Origin of the sequence: Pseudonocardia yunnanensis (assembly GCF_039534065.1) — a bacterium.
GTDB lineage: Bacteria > Actinomycetota > Actinomycetes > Mycobacteriales > Pseudonocardiaceae > Pseudonocardia > Pseudonocardia yunnanensis.
Genome location: NZ_BAAAUS010000043.1, coordinates 250,120 through 269,747, shown reverse-complemented (window position 1 = coordinate 269,747; position 19,628 = coordinate 250,120). Strand labels below are relative to the sequence as shown.

The 19,628-nt window shown below is 71.6% G+C and carries 17 protein-coding genes and 1 pseudogene; 11 read left to right on the top strand and 7 right to left on the bottom strand.

Translation table 11 applies throughout. From position 1 onward, the window contains the following. Nucleotides 1–87: 87 nt before the first annotated feature. The 4 genes and pseudogenes from ABD743_RS34745 (at nucleotide 88) to ABD743_RS34730 (ending at nucleotide 3,615) form a co-directional block, all read left to right on the top strand. On the top strand, nucleotides 88–840 hold the full coding sequence (locus tag ABD743_RS34745; protein ID WP_344727384.1) for a carbonic anhydrase family protein: 753 nt from the start codon (nucleotides 88–90) through the stop codon (nucleotides 838–840). Between the two features lie 28 nt (nucleotides 841–868). Then, nucleotides 869–1,522, top strand: a pseudogene (locus ABD743_RS34740) (VOC family protein); the annotation flags it as partial. Between the two features lie 298 nt (nucleotides 1,523–1,820). Continuing rightward, nucleotides 1,821–2,591 carry a VldE C-terminal domain-containing protein gene (locus ABD743_RS34735; protein WP_344727382.1) on the top strand — a complete coding sequence of 257 codons (771 nt, stop codon included), beginning with the start codon at nucleotides 1,821–1,823 and terminating at the stop codon, nucleotides 2,589–2,591. Nucleotides 2,592–2,724: 133 nt separating this feature from the next. After that, nucleotides 2,725–3,615, top strand: coding sequence for a VldE C-terminal domain-containing protein (locus tag ABD743_RS34730; protein ID WP_344727380.1), 891 nt, complete (start codon nucleotides 2,725–2,727; stop codon nucleotides 3,613–3,615). 223 nt (nucleotides 3,616–3,838) lie between these two features. Here the strand turns inward: ABD743_RS34730 and ABD743_RS34725 are convergent, their stop codons facing one another. Together ABD743_RS34725 and ABD743_RS34720 are read right to left on the bottom strand one after the other, a co-directional pair. Then, nucleotides 3,839–5,899, bottom strand: coding sequence for a PhoX family protein (locus ABD743_RS34725; protein ID WP_344727711.1), 2,061 nt, complete (start codon nucleotides 5,897–5,899; stop codon nucleotides 3,839–3,841). 201 nt (nucleotides 5,900–6,100) lie between these two features. After that, the gene (locus ABD743_RS34720) at nucleotides 6,101–6,589 is read right to left on the bottom strand and encodes a hypothetical protein (protein WP_344727378.1); all 489 of its coding nucleotides are present in this window, start codon (nucleotides 6,587–6,589) and stop codon (nucleotides 6,101–6,103) included. Between the two features lie 99 nt (nucleotides 6,590–6,688). Here ABD743_RS34720 and ABD743_RS34715 point away from each other — a divergent pair, with 99 nt between their 5' ends. The 3 genes from ABD743_RS34715 (at nucleotide 6,689) to ABD743_RS34705 (ending at nucleotide 9,093) form a co-directional block, all read left to right on the top strand. Continuing rightward, nucleotides 6,689–7,405 carry an ATP-dependent Clp protease proteolytic subunit gene (locus tag ABD743_RS34715; RefSeq protein ID WP_379659166.1) on the top strand — a complete coding sequence of 239 codons (717 nt, stop codon included), beginning with the start codon at nucleotides 6,689–6,691 and terminating at the stop codon, nucleotides 7,403–7,405. 157 nt (nucleotides 7,406–7,562) lie between these two features. Next, a complete protein-coding gene (locus ABD743_RS34710; RefSeq protein WP_344727377.1) occupies nucleotides 7,563–8,588 on the top strand; it encodes a 6-phosphofructokinase in 1,026 nt (341 codons plus the stop codon). 100 nt (nucleotides 8,589–8,688) lie between these two features. Further along, entirely contained in the window at nucleotides 8,689–9,093 is a 405-nt protein-coding gene (locus ABD743_RS34705) for a hypothetical protein (protein ID WP_344727375.1), read from the top strand. A 32-nt stretch (nucleotides 9,094–9,125) separates the two neighbouring features. On the opposite strand, the gene ABD743_RS34700 is transcribed toward ABD743_RS34705, so the two are convergent. Continuing rightward, entirely contained in the window at nucleotides 9,126–10,004 is an 879-nt protein-coding gene (locus ABD743_RS34700; protein WP_344727373.1) for an alpha/beta fold hydrolase, read from the bottom strand. 84 nt (nucleotides 10,005–10,088) lie between these two features. Between ABD743_RS34700 and ABD743_RS34695 the strand changes: the two genes are divergently transcribed. Further along, nucleotides 10,089–12,056: an AfsR/SARP family transcriptional regulator gene (locus ABD743_RS34695; RefSeq protein WP_344727371.1), complete on the top strand. Its 1,968-nt coding sequence runs from the start codon at nucleotides 10,089–10,091 to the stop codon at nucleotides 12,054–12,056. 9 nt (nucleotides 12,057–12,065) lie between these two features. On the opposite strand, the gene ABD743_RS34690 is transcribed toward ABD743_RS34695, so the two are convergent. From ABD743_RS34690 to ABD743_RS34680, 3 genes are all read right to left on the bottom strand, one after another. Beyond that, entirely contained in the window at nucleotides 12,066–13,046 is a 981-nt protein-coding gene (locus ABD743_RS34690; protein WP_344727369.1) for an AIR synthase related protein, read from the bottom strand. Beyond that, nucleotides 13,043–13,639, bottom strand: a complete 597-nt coding sequence (locus tag ABD743_RS34685) for a cupin domain-containing protein (RefSeq protein WP_344727367.1) — start codon at nucleotides 13,637–13,639, stop codon at nucleotides 13,043–13,045. The genes ABD743_RS34690 and ABD743_RS34685 overlap by 4 nt, the downstream gene beginning before the upstream one ends. A 65-nt stretch (nucleotides 13,640–13,704) precedes the next feature. After that, a complete protein-coding gene (locus ABD743_RS34680; protein ID WP_344727365.1) occupies nucleotides 13,705–14,433 on the bottom strand; it encodes a LuxR C-terminal-related transcriptional regulator in 729 nt (242 codons plus the stop codon). A gap of 152 nt (nucleotides 14,434–14,585) precedes the next feature. Between ABD743_RS34680 and ABD743_RS34675 the strand changes: the two genes are divergently transcribed. The 3 genes from ABD743_RS34675 to ABD743_RS34665 all read left to right on the top strand — a co-directional run bounded on the left by ABD743_RS34675 (nucleotide 14,586) and on the right by ABD743_RS34665 (nucleotide 18,096). Next, entirely contained in the window at nucleotides 14,586–16,064 is a 1,479-nt protein-coding gene (locus tag ABD743_RS34675; RefSeq protein WP_344727363.1) for a GAF domain-containing protein, read from the top strand. Nucleotides 16,065–16,174: 110 nt separating this feature from the next. Beyond that, nucleotides 16,175–16,867: a GntR family transcriptional regulator gene (locus ABD743_RS34670; RefSeq protein ID WP_344727361.1), complete on the top strand. Its 693-nt coding sequence runs from the start codon at nucleotides 16,175–16,177 to the stop codon at nucleotides 16,865–16,867. Further along, entirely contained in the window at nucleotides 16,864–18,096 is a 1,233-nt protein-coding gene (locus ABD743_RS34665; protein WP_344727359.1) for an MFS transporter, read from the top strand. The genes ABD743_RS34670 and ABD743_RS34665 overlap by 4 nt, the downstream gene beginning before the upstream one ends. On the opposite strand, the gene ABD743_RS34660 is transcribed toward ABD743_RS34665, so the two are convergent. Beyond that, the gene (locus ABD743_RS34660) at nucleotides 18,093–19,439 is read right to left on the bottom strand and encodes a serine hydrolase domain-containing protein (RefSeq protein ID WP_344727357.1); all 1,347 of its coding nucleotides are present in this window, start codon (nucleotides 19,437–19,439) and stop codon (nucleotides 18,093–18,095) included. The two genes, ABD743_RS34665 and ABD743_RS34660, sit on opposite strands and share 4 nt — an antisense overlap. Nucleotides 19,440–19,628 lie beyond the last annotated feature (189 nt).

Sequence of the window (19,628 nt, the reverse complement as noted above, 5' to 3'; positions counted from 1 at the left end):
TGGAAGATCACTGCCACTGGGTACACTTTGCGTATCCTCCAAACGGGCGAACAAGGGCGAACCTCACCTATCTGGAGGAACAGAAACGTGACCCACTCCCGACGGTCGTTCCTGATCGGCGTGCCCGGTGTCGCCGCGGCGGCGATGATCGCCTCGTCCACATCCTCAGCGCTGGCGGGCCAGCCCCACCAGACCCCGATCGCCATCCGCTCCCGCTCGGCCGTCGACGCTCCCGAGCTTCCCGAGCTCGTCGTCGACTACCCGGATCACGTCGACCTGCGCGTCCACTACATCAGCCGCGACGCCGACGACCCGGCAGGCTGCACCACCCGCGGTCCGGAGGAGACGGTGGAGGCGGAGGTGCCGGCCGGTGCCGCGGCGGTGCACCTCGACGGCGTGCGCTACGAGCTGCTGCAGTTCCACTTCCACACGCCCTCCGAGCACGTGCTGGACGGGCACCACTTCCCCGTCGAGCAGCACTTCGTCCACCGTGGACCCAAGGGGGAGACGCTCGTCGTCGGCCTGTTCCTCACCGGCGGCGGGCGTGGCGGCACGGTGCAGGACGCCGTGCTGCACACACTCCCCGAAGAGTGCGGAAAGGAGGTGGAGGTCAGCGTCGATCTCAGCACGGCGCTCCCCGACGACCTCTCCACCTTCCGCTACGACGGCTCCCTGACCACCGCCCCCTACACCGAGGGAGTGTCCTGGCTGGTGCTGCGCCGGCACCGTGCGGTCAGGGACTCGTCCGTCGAGGGCCTCGAGGAGCTCTTCCCCAAGGGCAACGCGCGCGAACTGCAGCCGTTGAACGACCGGACCGTGCACTACCGCAAGCAGCGCTGACCTCGATCGGAAGCTTTATCGTTCGACGATGACCACCGGTCCGCTCGCCGCATACAAGGATCTCTGCCTCGACGTCGGAGACCTCGGGCGAGCGGGCCGGTTCTGGTCGGCGGCGCTCGGACTCGAGAGCCACCCGCACCACGAGTCGGTGGTGCGTCTCTCGGGCGCAGACCCACAGCAGACGGTGTGGATCAGCGCGGTTCCCGAACCGAGGGCCGCGAAGAACCGCCTGCACCTGGACGTCCACACCGGATCCGTCGCCGAGCTCGTGGCGCTCGGCGCCTCGGTGCTCGACGACACGCTGCCGTGGACCGTGATGGCCGACCCGGACGGTGGGGAGTTCTGCGCCTTCGTCCGGGCCGAACCACCCGACCAGCGGCTCTACGAGCTGGTCCTGGACGCGAACGACCCGCGGACCGTGGCGACGTGGTGGGCGCGGTTGCTCGGCGGCACGCTCACCTCCGACGACGGGAGCAGTTGGGCGGTGGGCGAGGTTCCCGGGGCCCCCTTCGAGTGGTTCGTGGTCAACCCGAGCCCCGACGCGAAGACCGCCAAGAACCGCGTGCACATCGACGTGACCAGCGACGATCTTGACGCGCTGCTCGCCGACGGCGCGCGCCTCCTGCGCCCGCGCGACGGCGACATCGGCTGGCATGTCCTCGCCGATCCCGAAGGCAACGAGTTCTGCGTGTTCACCCCCTGCCGCGACGAACGGCCCACGTCCCCCACAAGCGGCGTTTCGCACCATTCGTCGCTGCCGAGGGCACATTCGCCCCATCCGTCCGCGAGCCGACGCCCAAGTCCGTCTCGGGTTGCCTACGTTCCCTCTCGGATCGATGACGGCACGGTCACAAACAGGACACGGGACTCCCCACCCGCCGGACCCCCGACCGGACGTCCAGCCGGAGCCGTCGATCCGGAGGCAAGTCGTGGCTCGGCATCGCTCCCCCCGGAGCCGACGCGCGCAACAGAGCCCGCACTTGACGGCCCTCGGCCGTCAGGCGCCGGCACACGCCGCGCAAGGCTCTGTCTCCACCCCGCTGCGGCGGGGTACCGCCGTCGTCGCCGTCACGGGTGGCGCGTTCTCCCTGGTGGGGGCCGCGTCCATGATTCCGGTGGTGGTCGACACCGCCGCGCAGCCCATGTCCCTGTCCGTCCCCGTCGAGAGCGCGGAGGACGTGGTGTTGCGCTCCTCCATGGAGCCGGTCCCACCGGACCCGGACGTGGTCGACGCGAAAGAGCTCGTCAAGGCGGTGCAGCTCATCGAGCAGCAGCTCGCCAACCGGGCCGCCGAACAGGCGGCCGCCGAGGAGCGCGCCGCCCGGGAGAAGCAGGCGGCCGCGGAGAAGACCGCCGCCGCCGCGTCAGGTTCGCCGGACTGCGGCATGGACACCTCCGGGCTCGGTGCCGTGAAGTCCTTCGTCCGTTCCGCGGCCGAGACCCTGGGCTGCCGGTTCGGGGAGCCGACCATGTACGGCGTGGCCGGCCGGGCCGGCACCTCCGACCATCCGGGCGGGAAGGCGGTCGACTTCATGGTCAACCGCGCCACGGGCAACGCTCTGGCTGCCTGCGCCCTGAAGAACAAGGACGCGCTCGGCATCTCGTACGTGATCTGGGAGCAACGGATCAACTTCGGCAGCGGCTGGCAGCCGATGGAGGACCGCGGCGGCGTCACCGCCAACCACTTCGACCACGTGCACATCTCGTTCGGGTCCGGCGGAGGCGGCGGCGACCGGCTCCGCGGCTGCTGATCGGCCTGCCGACACGCCCGCTCGTCGCATCCCCCGCCACGTCCGTCTCACGCTGAGTGAGAGATTCGTCTCGGAGCGTGATCGCTCGCTAGTGTCGGTCGCGGATCAGCAGTGACCTGGCTCCCCAGCGGACATGGATTCCCCGATCCACCGGATCCCCAGCCGGACGCCGCCCGGGTCGCACGATCCCGAAAGGCAGGTCGTGTCTCGGCACCGCTCCCCCGGTGTCCGGTACGCGCACCCGCGGCCCGAACCCACGGTCGCGTTCCCCGGTGCGCTGGCCGGATCGCCCCGCCGCTCCGGCGCGCGACACCGCGCAGCCACCCAGGCCGCCGTGCGCAACGGCATGACGGCCGCCGCTGCCGCGGGCGGCGCCCTCGCCATCGTGGTGCCGACCGCCGCGATCACCACCGGCCCCGCCCCGGCCGCCGCCGACGAGTCGGCCGTGGTGTTCCTCGCCGCCGACGGGGAGCAGGGCGACGAGCCCAGCACCACGATCAGTCGCGCACGCAGCGCCGTCATCCCGGTGACGAGCGAACCCGACGAGCCCGAGCCCTCCCCGGTGGACGTCTCCGCGCTCATCAAGGCCGCGGGTCTCGCCGACGTGGCGCGCCGGGCCGATGAGGAACGCGCCGCCAGGGCGAAGTGCGCCGCCGACCTCGAGGGCCTCGGCCGGGTGAAGCCGTGGGTGCGCGACGCCGCCGCGTTCCTCAGCTGCCTCTACGACGAGCCACGGCTCATCGGTGTGGGACAGCGCGGCCGCGTCTCGGATCACCCGCGTGGCCTCGCTCTCGACCTGATGGTCCGCGGCGAGCGCGGCGACCGGATCGCCGCCTGTGCACTCAGCAACCAGGAAGAGCTGGGGATCAGCTACGTGATCTGGGAGCAGCGGGTGAACTACGGCGACGGCTGGGAGCACATGTCCGACCGGGGCAGCGCCACCGAGAACCACCTCGACCACGTGCACATCTCGTTCGAGAAGGGCACGCCGGACGGCGACCCGGTGGCCGAGCGCTGCAGCTAGGACCGACCGCGAGCCGAGCCCTCGCGGGGCGGTGTCGGTGGGCACCGCGATGATCGATACCCCGATCGACGAGCTGTTGTTCGGTTCGGTGGTCGAAGGGCGGGACGTGGGTCGCGGAAGATCGTTGGGCGGCTACCAACATCATGCTCATCCTGGGCACGGCCGGTCTGCTACCCCATAGCGAGCACCGCGAACACGTGGCCGGCTGAACGCAGCCCGGCCGCTACTGCCCGATGCGGCCGGGCCCGCCCCCCTCGCCCGCCCTCCAGATGTTCACCACGGACGGCCGTGGCTGGGTGCCGGGGCCGTCAGGGAACACCGACTTGGGCGACTCCGGGCTCGCGTCGTCGAGATCGCCCGGGTGTTGCACGGAGATCAGCACGAACTCGTCGCAGATGACCGGGCCGCAGCACTCGCCGCCGACCGGGACGCTCGCGAACAGAGTGGCGCGGCCGCGGGTCGGGCCCTCCAGCGACACCCCGTAGAGCCCGTCGTTGATCGACAGCGCCTGACCGGAGTCGGTGGCGATCCAGAGGTTGCCGTGGCCGTCGAACGCGAGGTTGTCCGGCGAGGTGATCGGGCTGACCTGGCTCTTGTCGAAGCCCCCGAAATAGGTGCTCGGGTCGTTCGGGTCGCCACAGAGCAGCAGGATCGACCAGTCGAACCTCTCCGCCTCGGCGTCGTTCTCCGCCTCGACCAGCTCGATCACGTGGCCGTGCGCGTTGCTGGTGCGGGGGTTGGGTTCGTCGGCGGGGGCGGTGCGCGCTGCGCCTGCCTTGCCGCGGTCGGTGTTGTTGGTGAGCGCGAGGTAGACCTTGCCGGTGTGCGGGTGGGGCTCGACGTCCTCGGGCCGGTCCATCTTGGTGGCGCCCACCCTGTCGGCGGCGAGGCGCGTGAAGACGTACACCTCCTCGGCCGTCATCCCCTCGACGAACGACTGGTCGCCCGCGGCGAGCTTGATCCACTCACCGCGCCCGTCGAACGCACGGTCGGCCGGGAGCGCGCCGCTGCCGTCGATCTCGGCGGCTGGGCTGTTCCCCGTGAACCTCGCGACGTAGAGCGTGCCCGAGGTGAGCAGGCACCGATTGTGCTCGCGGCCGCGGCGGCTGCTGCCGTCCTTCATGACCCCGTCGGAGACGAACTTGTAGACGTACTCGAAGCGCTCGTCGTCGCCCATGTACGCGACGGCGTGCCCGTCCGGGGTGAGCCTGATCGTGGCGCCCTCGTGCTTGAACCGGCCGAGCGCGGTGTGCTTGACCGGCGGCGCCTGCGGGTCGTAGGGATCGACCTCGACGATCCACCCGAACCGGTTCGGCTCGTTGGGTTCCTTCGCCGCGTCGAACCGCGGGTCGAACCGCTCCCACTTGCGCTCCGACTCGCCCTCCGGGAAGCCGTACCGCGCGAGGCGTTCCCTCGTGACGCGGTCACCGACGGCGTCGGCGTTCGCGAAGTACTGGTTCACGTTCTCCTCGCCGGTGAGGAACGTGCCCCACGGCGTGACGCCGCCTGCACAGTTGTTGAACGTGCCGAGCACGCGCGTGCCGGAGTCGTCGGCCGAGGTCTTCAGCAGGTCGGAGCCGGCCGCCGGGCCGTCGAGCACGAACTCCGCGGTGCCCGTGTAGCGGCGGTTGTAGGTCTCGTCGAGCACGGGTGTGATCCGCCCGGTGCGCCGGTCGCGCTCCACCACGAGGACCGAGAGCCCGTGCGCCTGGATCCCGACCCGGGCCTGCTCCTCCGTCGGCTTGTCCGGGTCGTACCCGCGGAACATCAGCGGCTCGATCGTGTACTCGTGGTTGTTGAACATCAGGTAGCTCTCGCCACCGCCACGGCGGAGGGGGACGAGCCCGCAGAAGTCGTTGTTGTAGCCGAACTGGCCGGCCTGGGCGTCCGGAGTCTGGTTCTCGAAGTCGAACGCGGGAGCGCCGGGCACGACGGGATCGCCCCAGCGGATCACCACCTCGCTCCGGTAGCCCGCCGGCACGGTGACGGCGTCGGCGGTGCCCGGGGTCACCGGCTTGTAGGAGAGCCCCCGCGGGAGCTCATCGGGCCCCGCGGGCGACGCCACATTCACAGCCGCGGCGCTGCCTGCCAACGCGCTGCCGGCACCGGCGGCGAGGGTGAGCACCGCACCGGCCCGCAGCACGCCGCGCCGGGTGACCGCCCGGGCGAGGACGTCGCCGAAGTACTCGTTGCCCGACCGGTTCGGCTCGTCGTGCGCGCAGGCGTTCCCGCACCGGTAGAGGCAGGTCAGGCCCTGCCTGCGCGCGTGCCGTTCGGTGGGCATCGGCAGCGCGACGGGGCCAGGTGGCTCCGGGCAGGACTGAACCACAGGTCATCCTCCTGATATCGGACAAATGCGACGAACCTAAGTGATCGAACCCAGGAGAGGAAGCACGAAGATGACCCGCAGGATGAACCTGTCCGGAGCGCCGCGGGTAGGACTGGTTGATGCGCGCCGTGAATCAACTCCGAAAGAGTGGCGTCGTCAGCGAGCCTCGTCCGGGGTGGCCTCGTGTCCCGGCCGGCCGTGCGTACGTCGCCGCTCCTTCAGTTCCGCCTCGAACACGTGCCTGCGGCCGTGCATCGTCTCGTCGCGGATCCGCTTCTCGACCGACCTGAAGGTGGCGTAGTAGCCGTCGTCGAACTCCTCGACGACCTGGAACGTCCAACGGCCCGCGAGCACGTTGGCGCCGATGAGCTCGTCCTGCACCTGCTTGGCCAGGTGGTCCTGCCCGGCCGTCCGCAGCCCCTCGACGACGTCGTCGAGCAGCTTGTCGGCGTGGCCGACGAGCTGGTGGAGGCTGTAGAGGTGCCCTCGCACGCGCTCGATGTACTCGAGCGCCTCGCTCAGCCTGCCCACCGCCGCGACCAGTTCGTCGCTCGCGCCGGACGGACGCTGGTGCTCGGCGTCGACGGACCGCGGGTCGTTCTGCACGCGGCCCTCTACCCCGCGTCGGAAGCGGTCAAACGCCATCGCTCCCAGCGAACATCCCGCTACCAGCGAACACGGGCCGACGTGGCGCTGCATGGCCCTACCGTCAGGCGTTGCAGCCACCTGCGAGAGGAGCCCCTCATGTTGATCTCGGCGCCGTCGATCTCGTCCCCCGAGCACCGAGCGGGCCGGAAGCCGCAGCCTCCGGCCCCCCAACCATCGCCCGAGCCCGAACGGCCACACCGGCCCGCGTCACCGCCACCTCAACCGCTGCCGCCCGCGCTGCGCGGCCCCGTGTTGCGCGCCGCCCCACCGGTCCCCGCCGGCCTCGATCCCGTGCTCGACCGCCTGCTCGAAGAACGCATCGTCTTCCTCGGCCGCGAGGTCGACGACGAGATCGCCAACCGGATCAGCGCCCAGCTACTGCTGCTCTCGGCCCAGGACCCGGACCGCGACATCACCTTGTACATCAACTCTCCCGGTGGCTCGGTCACGGCCGGGATGGCGATCTACGACACGATGCAGCTGATCACGCCGGACGTCGCCACCTGGGCCGTCGGGTTCGCGGCGTCGATGGGCCAGTTCCTGCTCTCGGCCGGGACGCCGGGGAAGCGGTTCGCGCTGCCGCACGCGAGGATCCTCATGCACCAGCCCTCGGCCGGAGTGGGGGGCAACGCCACCGACGTCGCGATCCGGGCAGGCGTGTTCGGCCAGATGAAGCGCGAGATCGCCGAGCTCACCGCGCGGCACACAGGGCAGACGGTCGAGACCATCACCGCCGATGCCGACCGGGACCGCTGGTTCACCGCCCAGGAGGCACGTGACTACGGGCTCGTCGACCACGTCGCCGGAACCTGAGCCGTTCACGCTCGGGCCCGGATCCGGACCAGTCGGGACGAGCTGATCACCCACGTCGGCATGCTTGAGCAGGCTGACCGGGTGGCGGCGCGACAACGCGGCGGGATGGCACTAGCGTGAGCCGTCCCTGAGCTTCTGCATCGATGGAGAGCTGCTGATGCGCGTCGGCGTACTCACCGGTGGCGGCGACTGCCCCGGACTGAACGCGGTCATCCGAGCAGTCGTCCGCAAGGGCGTCCCGGAGTACGGCTACACCTTCCTGGGATTCCGGGACGGCTGGCGGGGCCCGCTCGAGGCACTGACCAAGCCCCTGGACATCCCCGCGGTGAGAGGCCTCCTACCGCGCGGCGGCACGATCCTCGGGTCGTCGCGCACCAATCCCTTCGCCCTCGAGGGCGGCGTCGAGAAGATCCGGCGCAACCTGCAGAACCTCGGCGTCGACGCCCTGATCGCGATCGGCGGTGAGGACACGCTCGGGGTGGCCACCAAGCTGCACGAGATGGGCGTCAACGTCGTCGGCGTGCCGAAGACGATCGACAACGACCTCTCGGGCACCGACTACACCTTCGGCTTCGACACCGCGGTCAACATCGCCACGGAGGCCATCGACCGGCTGCACACCACGGCCGAGTCGCACCACCGCGCGCTCATCGTCGAGGTGATGGGCCGCCACGCAGGCTGGATCGCGCTGCACTCCGGAATGGCGGGCGGCGCCAACGCGATCCTCATCCCCGAGGTGAGGTTCGACATCGACCAGGTCTGCAAGTGGGTGGAGTCGCGGTTCCAGCTCGACTACGCGCCGATCATCGTCGTGTCCGAGGGCGCGAAGCCGAAGGACGGCGACGAGGTGCTGCGCACCGGCGAGAAGGACGCGTTCGGGCACGTCCGGCTGGGCGGCATCGGCGACTACCTGGCTCGCGAGATCGAGGCGCGCACCGGCAAGGAGGCCCGCACCACCGTGCTCGGGCACGTCCAGCGCGGTGGCACGCCCACCGCCCGCGACCGCTGGCTGGCCACCCGGTTCGGCCTGCACGCGATCGACGCCGTCCACGCAGAGAAGTGGGGAATGATGACCGCCCTGCGCGGCACCGACATCGAGCTCGTCCCGCTGTCGGAAGCGACGAAGGAGCTGAAACTGGTGGATCCCGCCCTCTACGCCGAGGCCGAGGTCTTCTTCGGCTGACACCCGTGCCGGGTTTTCACCATTGCGAAACATGTCGGCAACCGGCCGGGATCGTGAAAGGGTCAGCATCGGGGTCTCCATTTCTCCTGCGGAGGCCACCGTGTCGCTGATACGCCCTTCCGAGCGGCTCGCCCGGCTCGCCTGCCACGGCCAGTGCCGGCCCGATCCGGAACGTCGGGTCCACCACGACAGACTTCTCCAGGTGGAGTCCGACCCGGACGCCATGGTCGACCTGTTCGAGACGGCCGTCACCTGGGCGGAGCTCGAGTACTCGCCGCAGACGACGATCCCGCCGCACGAATGGCTCGACTTCGCCGAGCGCCACCGCTGGCACGACGCCGACCGGATGCTGTGGATCTTCGGGCTCGCCACCGACATGGCCCTGCGCGGCGCGTCCGCGGCCGGCCGTGAGCCCGCCGTGCTGGGCCTCGCCGCCGGCTCCGGGATCTGCCCGACGCTCGATCCGGTGGAGCCGCGGCGGCACCTGCGGGTCGCCGGCGCCTGAGCGACCGCCGGCCCCACCCCACCGACGCCGAGCTAGCGGCTCAGTAGCGCTCGGAGCATCGCGCTGACGGTGGAGGGCGCCTCCTCTGCCATGAAGTGGCCGCATGTGACGGTGGCGTGGTGCAGATCCGACGCCCACGCCTTCCACCTGCCGGCGGCGTCATAGGCCAGAGCCGCGCCCCAGTCCTGCTGGAGCACCGTCACGGGCATGCGGAGGAGGTTGACGGCGCGCCGGTCGGCGGTGTCGTGGTCGACGTCGATCCCTGCCGAAGCGCGGTAGTCGGCCACGATGGAGGGAACGGCGTTGCGCGAGGCTGCGAGGTAGGCCTCGCGGACGTCGCCGGGAATGGCGGCAGGGTCCCGGGTCCAGATGTCGAGGAAGTGCCCGAAGAAAGCGTCCGGTGACGCCGCGATCATGGTCTCGGGCAGACCGGGCGGCTGGGCCATCAGGTACAGGTGGAACGCGACCGCGGCCGAGGTGCCGTGCAGGACGTCCCAGGTGTCCAGGGTCGGCAGGACGTCGAGAGCGGCCAGGTGGGTGATGACGTCGGGGTGGTCGAGCCCTGCGCGAACGGCGACGAGGGCGCCGCGGTCGTGTCCGGCGAGGGCGAACCGGTCGTGTCCGAGTGCGGCGGCGAGTGCGACCACGTCGGCAGCCATGGTCCGCTTCGAGTAGACATCGGGGTCGGTCTCGGCGGGCTTGTCGCTGTCGCCGTAGCCGCGCAGGTCGGGGCAGATGACCGTGTGATCGGCCGCCAGGTCGGTGGCGACGTGGCGCCACATCAGGTGGGTCTGCGGGAACCCGTGAAGCAGCACGACGGGAGTGCCGGTGCCGCCCACCGCGACGGAGAGTTCGACCCCGTCGGCCACGCACACACGCCGGCGGGTGAATCCGGGGATGACCGGAGCCATCGTGAGGTCCTTTCCTCGTCTGATGAGATGGCACCAGCCTGGGCCGGACGACTGAGCAACCGGTCAGCACGGGACGGAGGCGGGGTGCGGGTCCGGTTCGGCGTCCTCGGACCGGTGACCGCGTGGGACGACGCCGGAGCGGCGATCCCCCTCAAGGGCCCCCGCCATCGAGCCGTCCTCGCCCGGCTGATCGTGGCGCGTGGGCGCATCGTTCCCCTCGCGACATTGGTCGACGATCTCTGGAGCGCTCCACCCGCGGACGCCCCCGGTGTGATCCAGACGTTCGTCAGCGCTCTGCGTCGCGTGCTCGAACCCGATCGCCTCCCGCGCGCGCCCGCCCGGCTGCTCGTCACCGAGGGCTCCGGGTACGCATTGCGTGCGACGCCGGATTCGGTCGACGCCCGGCGCTTCGAGAATGCGGTCGGCGCCGCCCGCGCCCTTCCCCCGAGCCGCGCCGTGCAGGTGCTCGACGAAGCGTTCACCTGGTGGCGTGGACCGGCTTACGCCGACTTGCCGGACGATCTCTGGGCACGCTCCGAGCGGTCCCGACTCGCCGAGCTGCGGCTGGGCGCCGTCGAGCTCCGCGCCCGCGCGCTGCTCGACGTCGGGAACGTCGACGCCGTCGTGCCCGACCTGGACGCTCATACGGCCGAGCATCCGTGGCGCGAGGAGGGGTGGCGCCTCCTGGCGATCGCGCTGTACCGGGCCGGGCGGCAGAAGGACGCGCTCGAGGTCGTCCGTCGCGCCCGCTCGCGACTGGGCGAGGACCTCGGCCTCGCACCCGGCCCCCGGTTGCGCCACCTGGAGACCGACATCCTCCGGCAGGCCGCCCACCTCGACGCCCCACCCGTCGTCGGCACAGCGGCCGGTCAGGTCTGGTCCGAGACGATCGCGGCCTACAGCCGCCCGGTCACCGTCGACTCCCGTGCTCGCCTCAGGTCCACCGTCGACCTCCTGCGCAGCCTCGCCGTGACCGGCGGCAGCGGGCTCGTGGCCGCGCGCCACCAGCGGATGGCGAGCATTCTCGCCGCCGAGGGGCTGGGGGACGCCGATCTGACCGCCCGCGTCATCGGCGCCTACGACGTCCCGGCGATCTGGAGCCGCTCCGACGACCCTGAACAGGCGGCAGCCGTCGTCGCCGCGGCCGAACGCGCACTCGCCGCACTTCCCGCCGGCGCACCCGGACCGGAGCGGACGAGACTGCTGGCCACGATCGCCCTCGAATCGCGCGGCGTGACGGACCCCCGCGGTCGGCTCGCCGCGGAGGAGGCCGTGACGAGAGCCCGCCGGTCGGGCGACCCTGCGTTGCTCGCCTTCGCCCTGAACGGCCTGTTCATGCAGACCTTTCATCGCACGGGACTCGCCACGCAGCGGGACGCGATCGGCACCGAGCTGATCGAGATCTCGACCATGCACGGACTGGAGACCTACGAGCTCTTGGGTCGGCTGATCCGCATGCAGGCACTCAGCGGTCTCGGTGATCTCGCGGGTGCCGACGTCCACGCACTCGTGGCCGACCGTCTCGCGGAACGCTACGGATCACCACTGATCACCGTCTTCACCACCTGGCACCGCGCGCTCCGGGTCGCCGCGGACGCCGACGACCTCGCGTCGGCAGCGGCCACCTACCGCAGCGCGGCGCATGCCCTGGACAGCGCCGGGATGCCCGGTCTGGAGCGGGGGTTGCTTCCCCTCGCCCTTCTCACGGTCCGCATCCGGCTCGGCCTCCCTGCGCCTGCCGACGACGACATCGACGGGGGTCCCTACACGCCCTGGGTCCGGCCGCTCACGTTGATCGCCAACGGCCACCTCGGCGACGCGACGACGGCACTGCGCACGCTGCCCGACCCGCCGCGAGATCACCTCCAGGAAGCTCTGTGGGGCTTGATCGCCCGAGCCGCCGTCGCGCTGGACGAACGCGGCACGATGCAGCGTGCGCTCGACGCCCTCGCCCCTGCTGCCGCGGAACTCGCCGGCGCGGGGAGCGGCCTGATGACGCTCGGGCCGGTGGCCGCCTTCCTCGACGAGCTCACGCAGGCGCTGGATCGATAGGTACGCCTTCTAGCGAGGCAGGCCGGTCACCCGGAACTCGTCGAGCCGCAGCACCGTGGCCCGCTCGCCACCCGAGCCGATCGCGAGCTCGCCGGTGTCGTCCAGAACTCCGACCACAGCGGCGGCGAGGTCCCGCTGCGCGAACGCCGCAAGGCATTCGTCCTCGCGCCCGCGCGGCACGCACAGCAGGAAGCCGAAGCTCGGGAAGCAGTTCAGCCAACGGGTCAGCGGCACACCGGCCGGGGCGGGCACGGCGTCGAGGTCGACCAGTACGCCCAGCCCGCCGCACTCCAGCAGCATCGCGAGCGACCCGATCAGCCCGGCCATGCTGATGTCCTTCGCCGCGACGCAGGTGCCGGCCTGGGCGAGGTCGGCGAGCAGCCGCACGTCCCCCGCACAGCGTTCACCCCGGTTGCGGAATGCGGGGAAGAACGGGAAGTCGGCGCGCATCTCGCCGTCGAGCGCGGCCGCCACCACGAGCGACTGGCCCGGCTCGGCACGCGTGACGGACAGCGGTACGGGCGCGTGCCCGACCCCGAAGGCCGACACCGCGGGCGGTCCGTCGTGCAAGGTGAGATGGCCACCGATGATCGGCACGCGGTAGAGCAGCGCGGCCTCCCGCATCCCGGCCAGCACCGCGCGTGCCACCGGTTCCGTCGCCGCCACCGTGTCGACGATGCCGAGCGGCTCGGCACCCATCGCGGCGAGGTCGTTGACGTTGGTGAGCACCGCGGCGAACCCGGCGCCGTGCGGATCCGCGGCGACGAACGGGGGGAAGATCGCCTCGCCACAGGCCACCACGCGGGAGCCGCCGGCGTCCACCACTGCGCCGTCGTCGCCGGGGCCGCGCAGCCAGTCGGCGTCGCCCGTCACCTCCGCGCCGAGGGCTTCGGCAACGAGTCCGATCTCGGCCTTCGCCCGCAGTCCCGGGTGGCGCAGGACGGCGTCGACGATCTCGGCGAGTGATGCGGTCTCCGGTGCGCTCGTCACGACCGCACCGAGAACCAGACGGCGCGGGCCGGGAGCGCCTCCGCGTTGTGCCAGCGGTGCGGGCGGTCGGTGGGGTAGTGCAGCGCGTCGCCGGTGCGCAGCCGATATCGCTCGCCCGCCACTTCGACCTGCAACGTGCCGTCGAGCACGAACAGCACCTCCTCCCCCGGGCGCTGCGGCCTGGTGTCACCACTGCCGCCCCCGGGATCCACGTCGGCGATCACTCCGCTCGCCGGCAGGCGAGCCGTCGGCAGGGCGATGGCTGTCGCGTCGACGCCGTCGGCCGCGGGCGCCCACTCCGGCGGAGCCGAAGGGCGCTCGTCGGCCCTGATCAACGTGGCGACCGGGGCCGGCGGTGCACCGTCGTCGACGAAGTGCCCGATGGGCCGACCGACAGCACCGGCGAGCTTGAGCAGCGTGGTGATCGTGGGCACCATGTCGCCGCGCTCGACCTTGTGGATGGCCGCGGCCGACACCTCGGCCCGCGCCGCGAGCTGCTGCAGCGACAGGCCGAGCTGCTGACGGGCTTCACGGAGCTTGGGCCCGATCGCACCGACGATCGGCTCCCACGAACCCCGCTCGGCTGCGTCCACGTACAGCATCGTAAACGGACACAGCCCATGGTGGACAAGATGGCGTGCCGCCGTGTTGCCGAGCGCTACACCATGCCCTGGCGGGTGGCGGTGTAGACGATCTCCGTGCGGCGGCGCACGTCGAGCTTGTCCCGCAGGTTCCGCACGTGGAACTTGACCGTGGCCTCGCTGATCACCAGCGTGCGCCCGATCTCACGGTTGGACATGCCCATCGCCAGCAGCCGGAGCACCTGGTTCTCGCGCTCGGTGAGCATCGCGCTGCCGAATGCGCGGGCGGGCGGGCGGTCGTCACGGGGGATGTCCGGGGAGACCGATGCGCTGTGACCACCGGAGTCGAACACGCTCTCGCCGCGCAGCAACGTGTGCACGGCGCGGACGATGTCGTTGGTGTCGGCGCCCTTGCGCACATACCCGTGCACCCCGAGCCGTACGGCGCTCAGCATGATCTCGCGATCACGGCAGCCGGTCAGCACCAGGATCCGCACACCCCGGTGGCGTTCGAGCAGCATCCGGGCGAGCTCCACGCCCGCGGCGCCACCCCGGCCGAGGTCGACGTCGAGGATCACGAGGTCGGGTGGGCAGCGGTCGGCGACCACGAGCGCGTCGCGCGGTGTGGCGGCCTCGCCGATCACCGCGAGGTGCGGGTCGGAGGCGAACAGCTGGCGCAGGCCGAACCGCACGATCCCCTCACCGTCCACGACGAGAATGCGCGCCGTCCGCCGTGGCGCGGGTGAGCGTCCCGCCGCGGGTTCGAGCACGGCGGGGCGGATGTCGAGTACGGCGTCCGTCGTCACGGGATACCTCTCTGCCCTCGTCGTCGATGGTCAGGTGACGTTATGGGCGCACACGTTGCCTGGACGTTGCACGCGCAACGGGCCTGTGTTGCTCCATCCGGATCACTGCGTGATGATGAGCCGGTCCTGGGGCGATGATGCTCGGAGTGCTGATGACGACTCATGATGTGCATGACGCCGCCGAGCACGCCCGCCTGCTCCACGAGGTCTTCGATGCCGTGCTGGCGGGCGGGTCCGGTCCGGTTCCCGCGCGCTCACTCGTGTCGGAGTCATGGCGACGTAGCCTGGCCGCGCAGGTCGACCCCGACCGCCGCACGCCACCCGTGGTTGTCGGCGATGCCGACCTGCCCGACCTACGCGCGGCACATCCGCTGCGCGAGGTCATGCCGCTGCTGCACAGCACCCTCGTGAGCATCGCCGACGAGGCCATGCACGTCATGCTCGTCACCGACGCCGAGGGCACCATCCTCTGGCGTGAGGGTGCGGCCAGGCTGTTGCACTCGGCCGACGAGGTGGGTCTCACACCGGGCACGCGCTGGACCGAGGACGCGATCGGCACCAACGCGATGGGCACCACGCTCGCCGTCGACGCGCCCGTACAGATCCACTCGGCGGAGCACCTCGTCCGCACCTACCACACCTGGACCTGCGCCGCGGCCCCCGTGCACGACCCCGACACCGGCGACATCCTCGGTGCGATCGACATCAGTGGTCCCCTGCACACCGTGCACCCGGCGATGGTGCAGCTCGTGTCGGCCACCGCCCAGCTCGCCGAGAACCAGCTGCGCGTGCGCCTGGCCATCGCCGACGAACGGCTGCGCGTGCGCAACATGCCGCACCTGACGAGCCTGCGCGGCGGGACCGGTGCCCTGGTCACCTCGACCGGCCGGATCGTGGCGGGCGAGCCGTACGGCTTGTGGCCCGAGCGCGTCACGCTCCCACCGGGCGCCGACCGGATCCTGCTCGACGACGGCCGCGAGATGATGGTCGAGCCGCTCGCCGAGGGCTACCTTCTGCGCGCTCCGCGTCCGACGGCCGCTCGGGCCACCCGCAGCGCACTCTCGCTGCGATTCCTGGGGCACGGCTCGCCCGGCATGCTGTTGAACGGGAAGCCGATCCCGCTCACGCTGCGGCCCGCCGAGTTGCTCACCGCGCTGACCCTGTATCCCGACGGGCTCACCGCCGAGCGGCTCGCGCTGCTGCTCTATGGCGACGACGGCAACCCCACCACTGTGCGCGGAGAGATCCTTCGGCTGCGCACACTCATCGGCTCCGACGTCCTGCGCACCCGGCCGTACCGGCTCGACGCCATCGTCGACGCCGACTTCGCAGCGGTACGACGCGCGCTGCGCGCAGGCCGGGCCACCGAGGCCCTCCGTTCGTGCCCGGGGCCCCTGCTGCCGCGGTCGGACGCCCCGGAGATCCGGGATCTGCGCGACGAGCTCGAGGTGTCCATGCGCCGCGCGGTGCTCGACGCCGACGACGTCGATCTGCTCGCGGAGTTCGCGGCACACCCGCTGGGCCGCGGCGACATCGAGGTGCACGACCGGCTCGTGGAACGGCTGGCGCCGGGTGACGCCCGCCGCCCGGGGATCGAGTCGCGCCGCGCCCGGCTGCTGTCCGACTTCTGACCTGACCTCGGCATCCACCACTCGGTGGCGGGGATGAGCTGCGCCCGGAGATGCAGGTCATAGAGCAACGTCATAGATACAAGCTTGTATCTCACGCCTACTGTCGAGGCATGTCGCCGATCTCGAAGGACCCTCCTGCAGCTGTCCGGGCCTACCTCGCCACCAAGGAACTCGTGCTCTCCGGGGAGCTCCCGGCCGGGCACCTGCTCAGCGAGGGCGACATCGCGGAGCGGCTCGGGATGAGCCGCACCCCCGTGCGGGAGGCCTTCCTGCGCCTGCAGGAAGAAGAGCTGCTGCAGCTGATCCCCAAGCGCGGTGCCGTCGTGGCGCCGGTTCCGCCCGGCGAGGCCGACGACGTGCTCGACGCGCGGGAGGCGCTCGAGACCGCCGCCGTGCGCCGGCTGGTGCGTGGGATCGGTACCGCGGCGACGCTGACCGAGGCCGCCGCCGGGCTGCGCGCGATCCTGAAGCGGCAGCACGATCTCGCCGACGCCGGTGACCTCGTCGCCTTCGCCGAGGCCGACGAGGCCTTCCATCGGGCCATCGTGGCGGACGGGGGCAACGCGATCACCACCCGCTTCTACGCGACGCTCGCCGACCGCCAGCGGCGGATGAACATCCACGCCCTCGGCCCGAACCTCCAGCACGTCGCGATCGTGCTGCGCGAGCACGAAGCGCTCGCCGACGCCGTCGCCGACGGGGACGCCGAGTACTTCGCGGAGCTGCTGCGCTCCCACCTCGACGGCACCCACCGGCCGGAGCGCACGCGGCCGGGCGGGGCGCGGCGGGGGCCGTGGCGATGAAACGCTCATGGATCGCAGTTGCCGCCGCGATGTTCTGCTGCGGGTGGGGTGGCAACCAGTTCACCCCGCTCCTGGTGATGTACCGGGAGACGGCCGGGTACTCGGTGCTCACGGTCGACGAGTTCCTGGGCGCCTACGTCGTCGGCCTGGCGCCTGCGCTGCTGATCGTCGGCGGGCTCTCGAACAGGTTCGGCCGCAGGCCGCTGCTCATTGCGGGCGTCCTGTGTTCCGTGCTGGCGAGCGCGCTGCTGGCATTCGGCGAGTCCGGCCCGCTGCTGATCTTCCTCGGCCGGTTCGTGTCCGGTGTGGCGGTCGCCATCGCGATGGCCGTCGGCACGACGTGGACCAAGGAGCTGTCCGAGGCTCCCTACGACCCGTCCGCCCATCCCGGCACGGGTGCACGCCGGGCTGCCCTCTCGCTGACGCTGGGCTTCGGCCTCGGCGCGGGAGTGGGCGGCGTGCTCGCCCAATGGGGGCCATGGCCGATGGTCACGCCCTATGTGGTGCACCTCGCGTTGACGATCGCGGTGCTTCCCCTGCTGCTGCGCAGCCCCGAGACCCGTCACCGCCACGCCACCCCGGCGGACCCGAACGTTCGGCGGGCCGGGTTCAGGGTGCCGGCCGTGCGCCATCCCCGGTTCCTGCGCGTCGTCCTGCCGATGACGCCCTGGGTCTTCGGGGCCGCCGGGGTGGCCTACGCGACGATGCCGCAGGTCGTGGGCGGTCAGCTCGGCCACTGGGACCTGGTCTACTCCACGCTGCTCACCGTCTGCACGCTCGGCGCCGGGGCGGCGGTGCAGCCGATCGCGAGGCGCCTCGACCGGCTGACCGACGCGCGCGCCATCGTGGTCGCCATGGTGATCATGTGCTGCGGCCTCGGGGTCAGCGTGCTCGGTGCGCAGCTGCACTCGCCGTTGCTGGCACTCCTCGCCGCAGTGGTCCTCGGCGTGGCATACGGCATCGCCGTGGTCTCGGGGCTGCTGGAGATCCAGCGGCTCGTGCCGCCCTCGGAGCTCGCCGGAATCACCGGCGTCTACTACGCCGTGGCCTACGTCGGGTTCCTGCTGCCCACCGTGCTCGCCGCGCTCTCCGGCGTGGTGGGATACCCGGTGCTGCTGGGCGGCCTCGTCGTCATCGCACTGGCCGGCACCACGCTGATCGCGGTGTCGACCCGGGCCCACCTGCCGATCGCCCTGAACGCCCCGGATCGATCCGAGGTGGCGACCTAGGGGTGCACACCCCACCCGGCCGCGTCGACGCCACCCGGCACCGGCGCGGCCGGGTCGTAGGGCGTGCGGGTGAAGACGAACGTCGCGAGGTTGAGCGCCTCCGCGTCGAGCCGCAAGGTCTCGCCTGCGAAGTAGCCGTCGAGACCCACCCAGGTGCCGTCGGGGCGGGCCCGGAACCGGCTGCTGCGACCCGGCCTGCCGAGGCCACCCAGGTGCAGCAGACCACCCGGGATCGCCCGCAGCACGTAGGGCGTCGGGCCCCAGAACCAGGGCCCGAGCACGTCCAGCGGCACCGGCGAGCTGCTCGGCTTCCACGGCTCGACGATCCGGGGCTCGGCGGCGCGCAGGTCGGCGAGCAGCCCTGTCGTCAGCCCGCTGTCCATGCCTGCGGTCGTGTTGGCCAGCGCGAGCGCCCCGGAGCACTCCTCGCGGTCCACCCAGAGGCCGGCGAGGAAGCCCGGCATCGAACCGCCGTGGCCGACCAGGACCGGACCCGGCCGGGCGGGGTCGGTGCCGACCCGCTGGACCTGCACGCCCAGCCCGTAGGCCGACCAGGTCAGGGCCGACGAGTCGACGCCCGCCGGGACGGTCATCTCCTCGACGGTGTCGGGCGAGAGCACACCGCGCGTGTCACCGAGCAGGAACGAACCCAGCCGGGCGAGGTCGGCAGCCGTGGACCACAGTTGGCCTGCGGGTGCCATCACCCCCGCGTCGTGCTCGGGCTCGATCTGCATCACGTCGGCCCACGGGTGCACGGCATAGCCCTGTGCGGCGCGCCCGCGCGGCCGAGGGGTGGTGCGCCTCATGCCGAGCGGGATCAGCACCTCGTCGCGGGCCACCTCCTCCCATGCGCGCTCGCGCACCTCGGCGACGAGCGCGCCGAGCAGGCCGAACCCGAGGTTCGAGTAGTGGAAGCGGCGCGCCGCGGGCAGCACCACATCGGCGTCGGAGAGTCCGAGGCCCTTCAGCGTGGTGCCCGGAGTGCGCTCCCACCAGTTCCCGGGACTCTCCGAGCCCGCCCCGGCGAGGTGCGAGAGCAGCTGGCCCACGGTCCGGCCGCCCAGCGGCGTGCCGGGCAGGTGCCGGTCGAGCGGGTCGTCGAGGCTGAGCCGGCCCTCGTCACGCAGGCGCAGCACGGTGATGGCGGTGACGATCTTGCTGATCGAACCGAGGCGGAACTGGACATCGTCGTGCGGCTCGCTGATCTCGCCACGTCCGGTTGACCACACGAGGTCCCTTCCGCGGACGACACCCGCGACCAGGGACGGGACACGGCCGTCGCGTTGGGCGCGAGCGGTGCGGGCAAGCAGCGTCCGAGCTGTGCTGGGGAGCAGAGACAGCATGGGGGAACACGCTAGTGGCGCCCACCTACCGGCCTGCGAGGTTGCGCAGGCGACGCGCCGCATGGCCCGGTTGCGTGCGGCGATGGTCACACCGAAACCGTGGGTTCGCCGCCGGCTCCATCCGTGGCACCACGGATCCCTCGCTTGACACGGCACGGGGCGCAGGTTTCCTATAGGACACGATCACAC

Coding starts and splice junctions, on each gene's coding strand:
- ABD743_RS34730 (WP_344727380.1), top strand. CDS start 2,725: ATGGATTCCCCGATCCACCGGATCCCCAGCCGGACGCCGCCCGGGTCG.
- ABD743_RS34725 (WP_344727711.1), bottom strand. CDS start 5,899: ATGCCCACCGAACGGCACGCGCGCAGGCAGGGCCTGACCTGCCTCTAC.
- ABD743_RS34720 (WP_344727378.1), bottom strand. CDS start 6,589: ATGGCGTTTGACCGCTTCCGACGCGGGGTAGAGGGCCGCGTGCAGAAC.
- ABD743_RS34715 (WP_379659166.1), top strand. CDS start 6,689: ATGTTGATCTCGGCGCCGTCGATCTCGTCCCCCGAGCACCGAGCGGGC.
- ABD743_RS34710 (WP_344727377.1), top strand. CDS start 7,563: ATGCGCGTCGGCGTACTCACCGGTGGCGGCGACTGCCCCGGACTGAAC.
- ABD743_RS34700 (WP_344727373.1), bottom strand. CDS start 10,004: ATGGCTCCGGTCATCCCCGGATTCACCCGCCGGCGTGTGTGCGTGGCC.
- ABD743_RS34675 (WP_344727363.1), top strand. CDS start 14,586: ATGACGACTCATGATGTGCATGACGCCGCCGAGCACGCCCGCCTGCTC.
- ABD743_RS34670 (WP_344727361.1), top strand. CDS start 16,175: ATGTCGCCGATCTCGAAGGACCCTCCTGCAGCTGTCCGGGCCTACCTC.
- ABD743_RS34665 (WP_344727359.1), top strand. CDS start 16,864: ATGAAACGCTCATGGATCGCAGTTGCCGCCGCGATGTTCTGCTGCGGG.
- ABD743_RS34660 (WP_344727357.1), bottom strand. CDS start 19,439: ATGCTGTCTCTGCTCCCCAGCACAGCTCGGACGCTGCTTGCCCGCACC.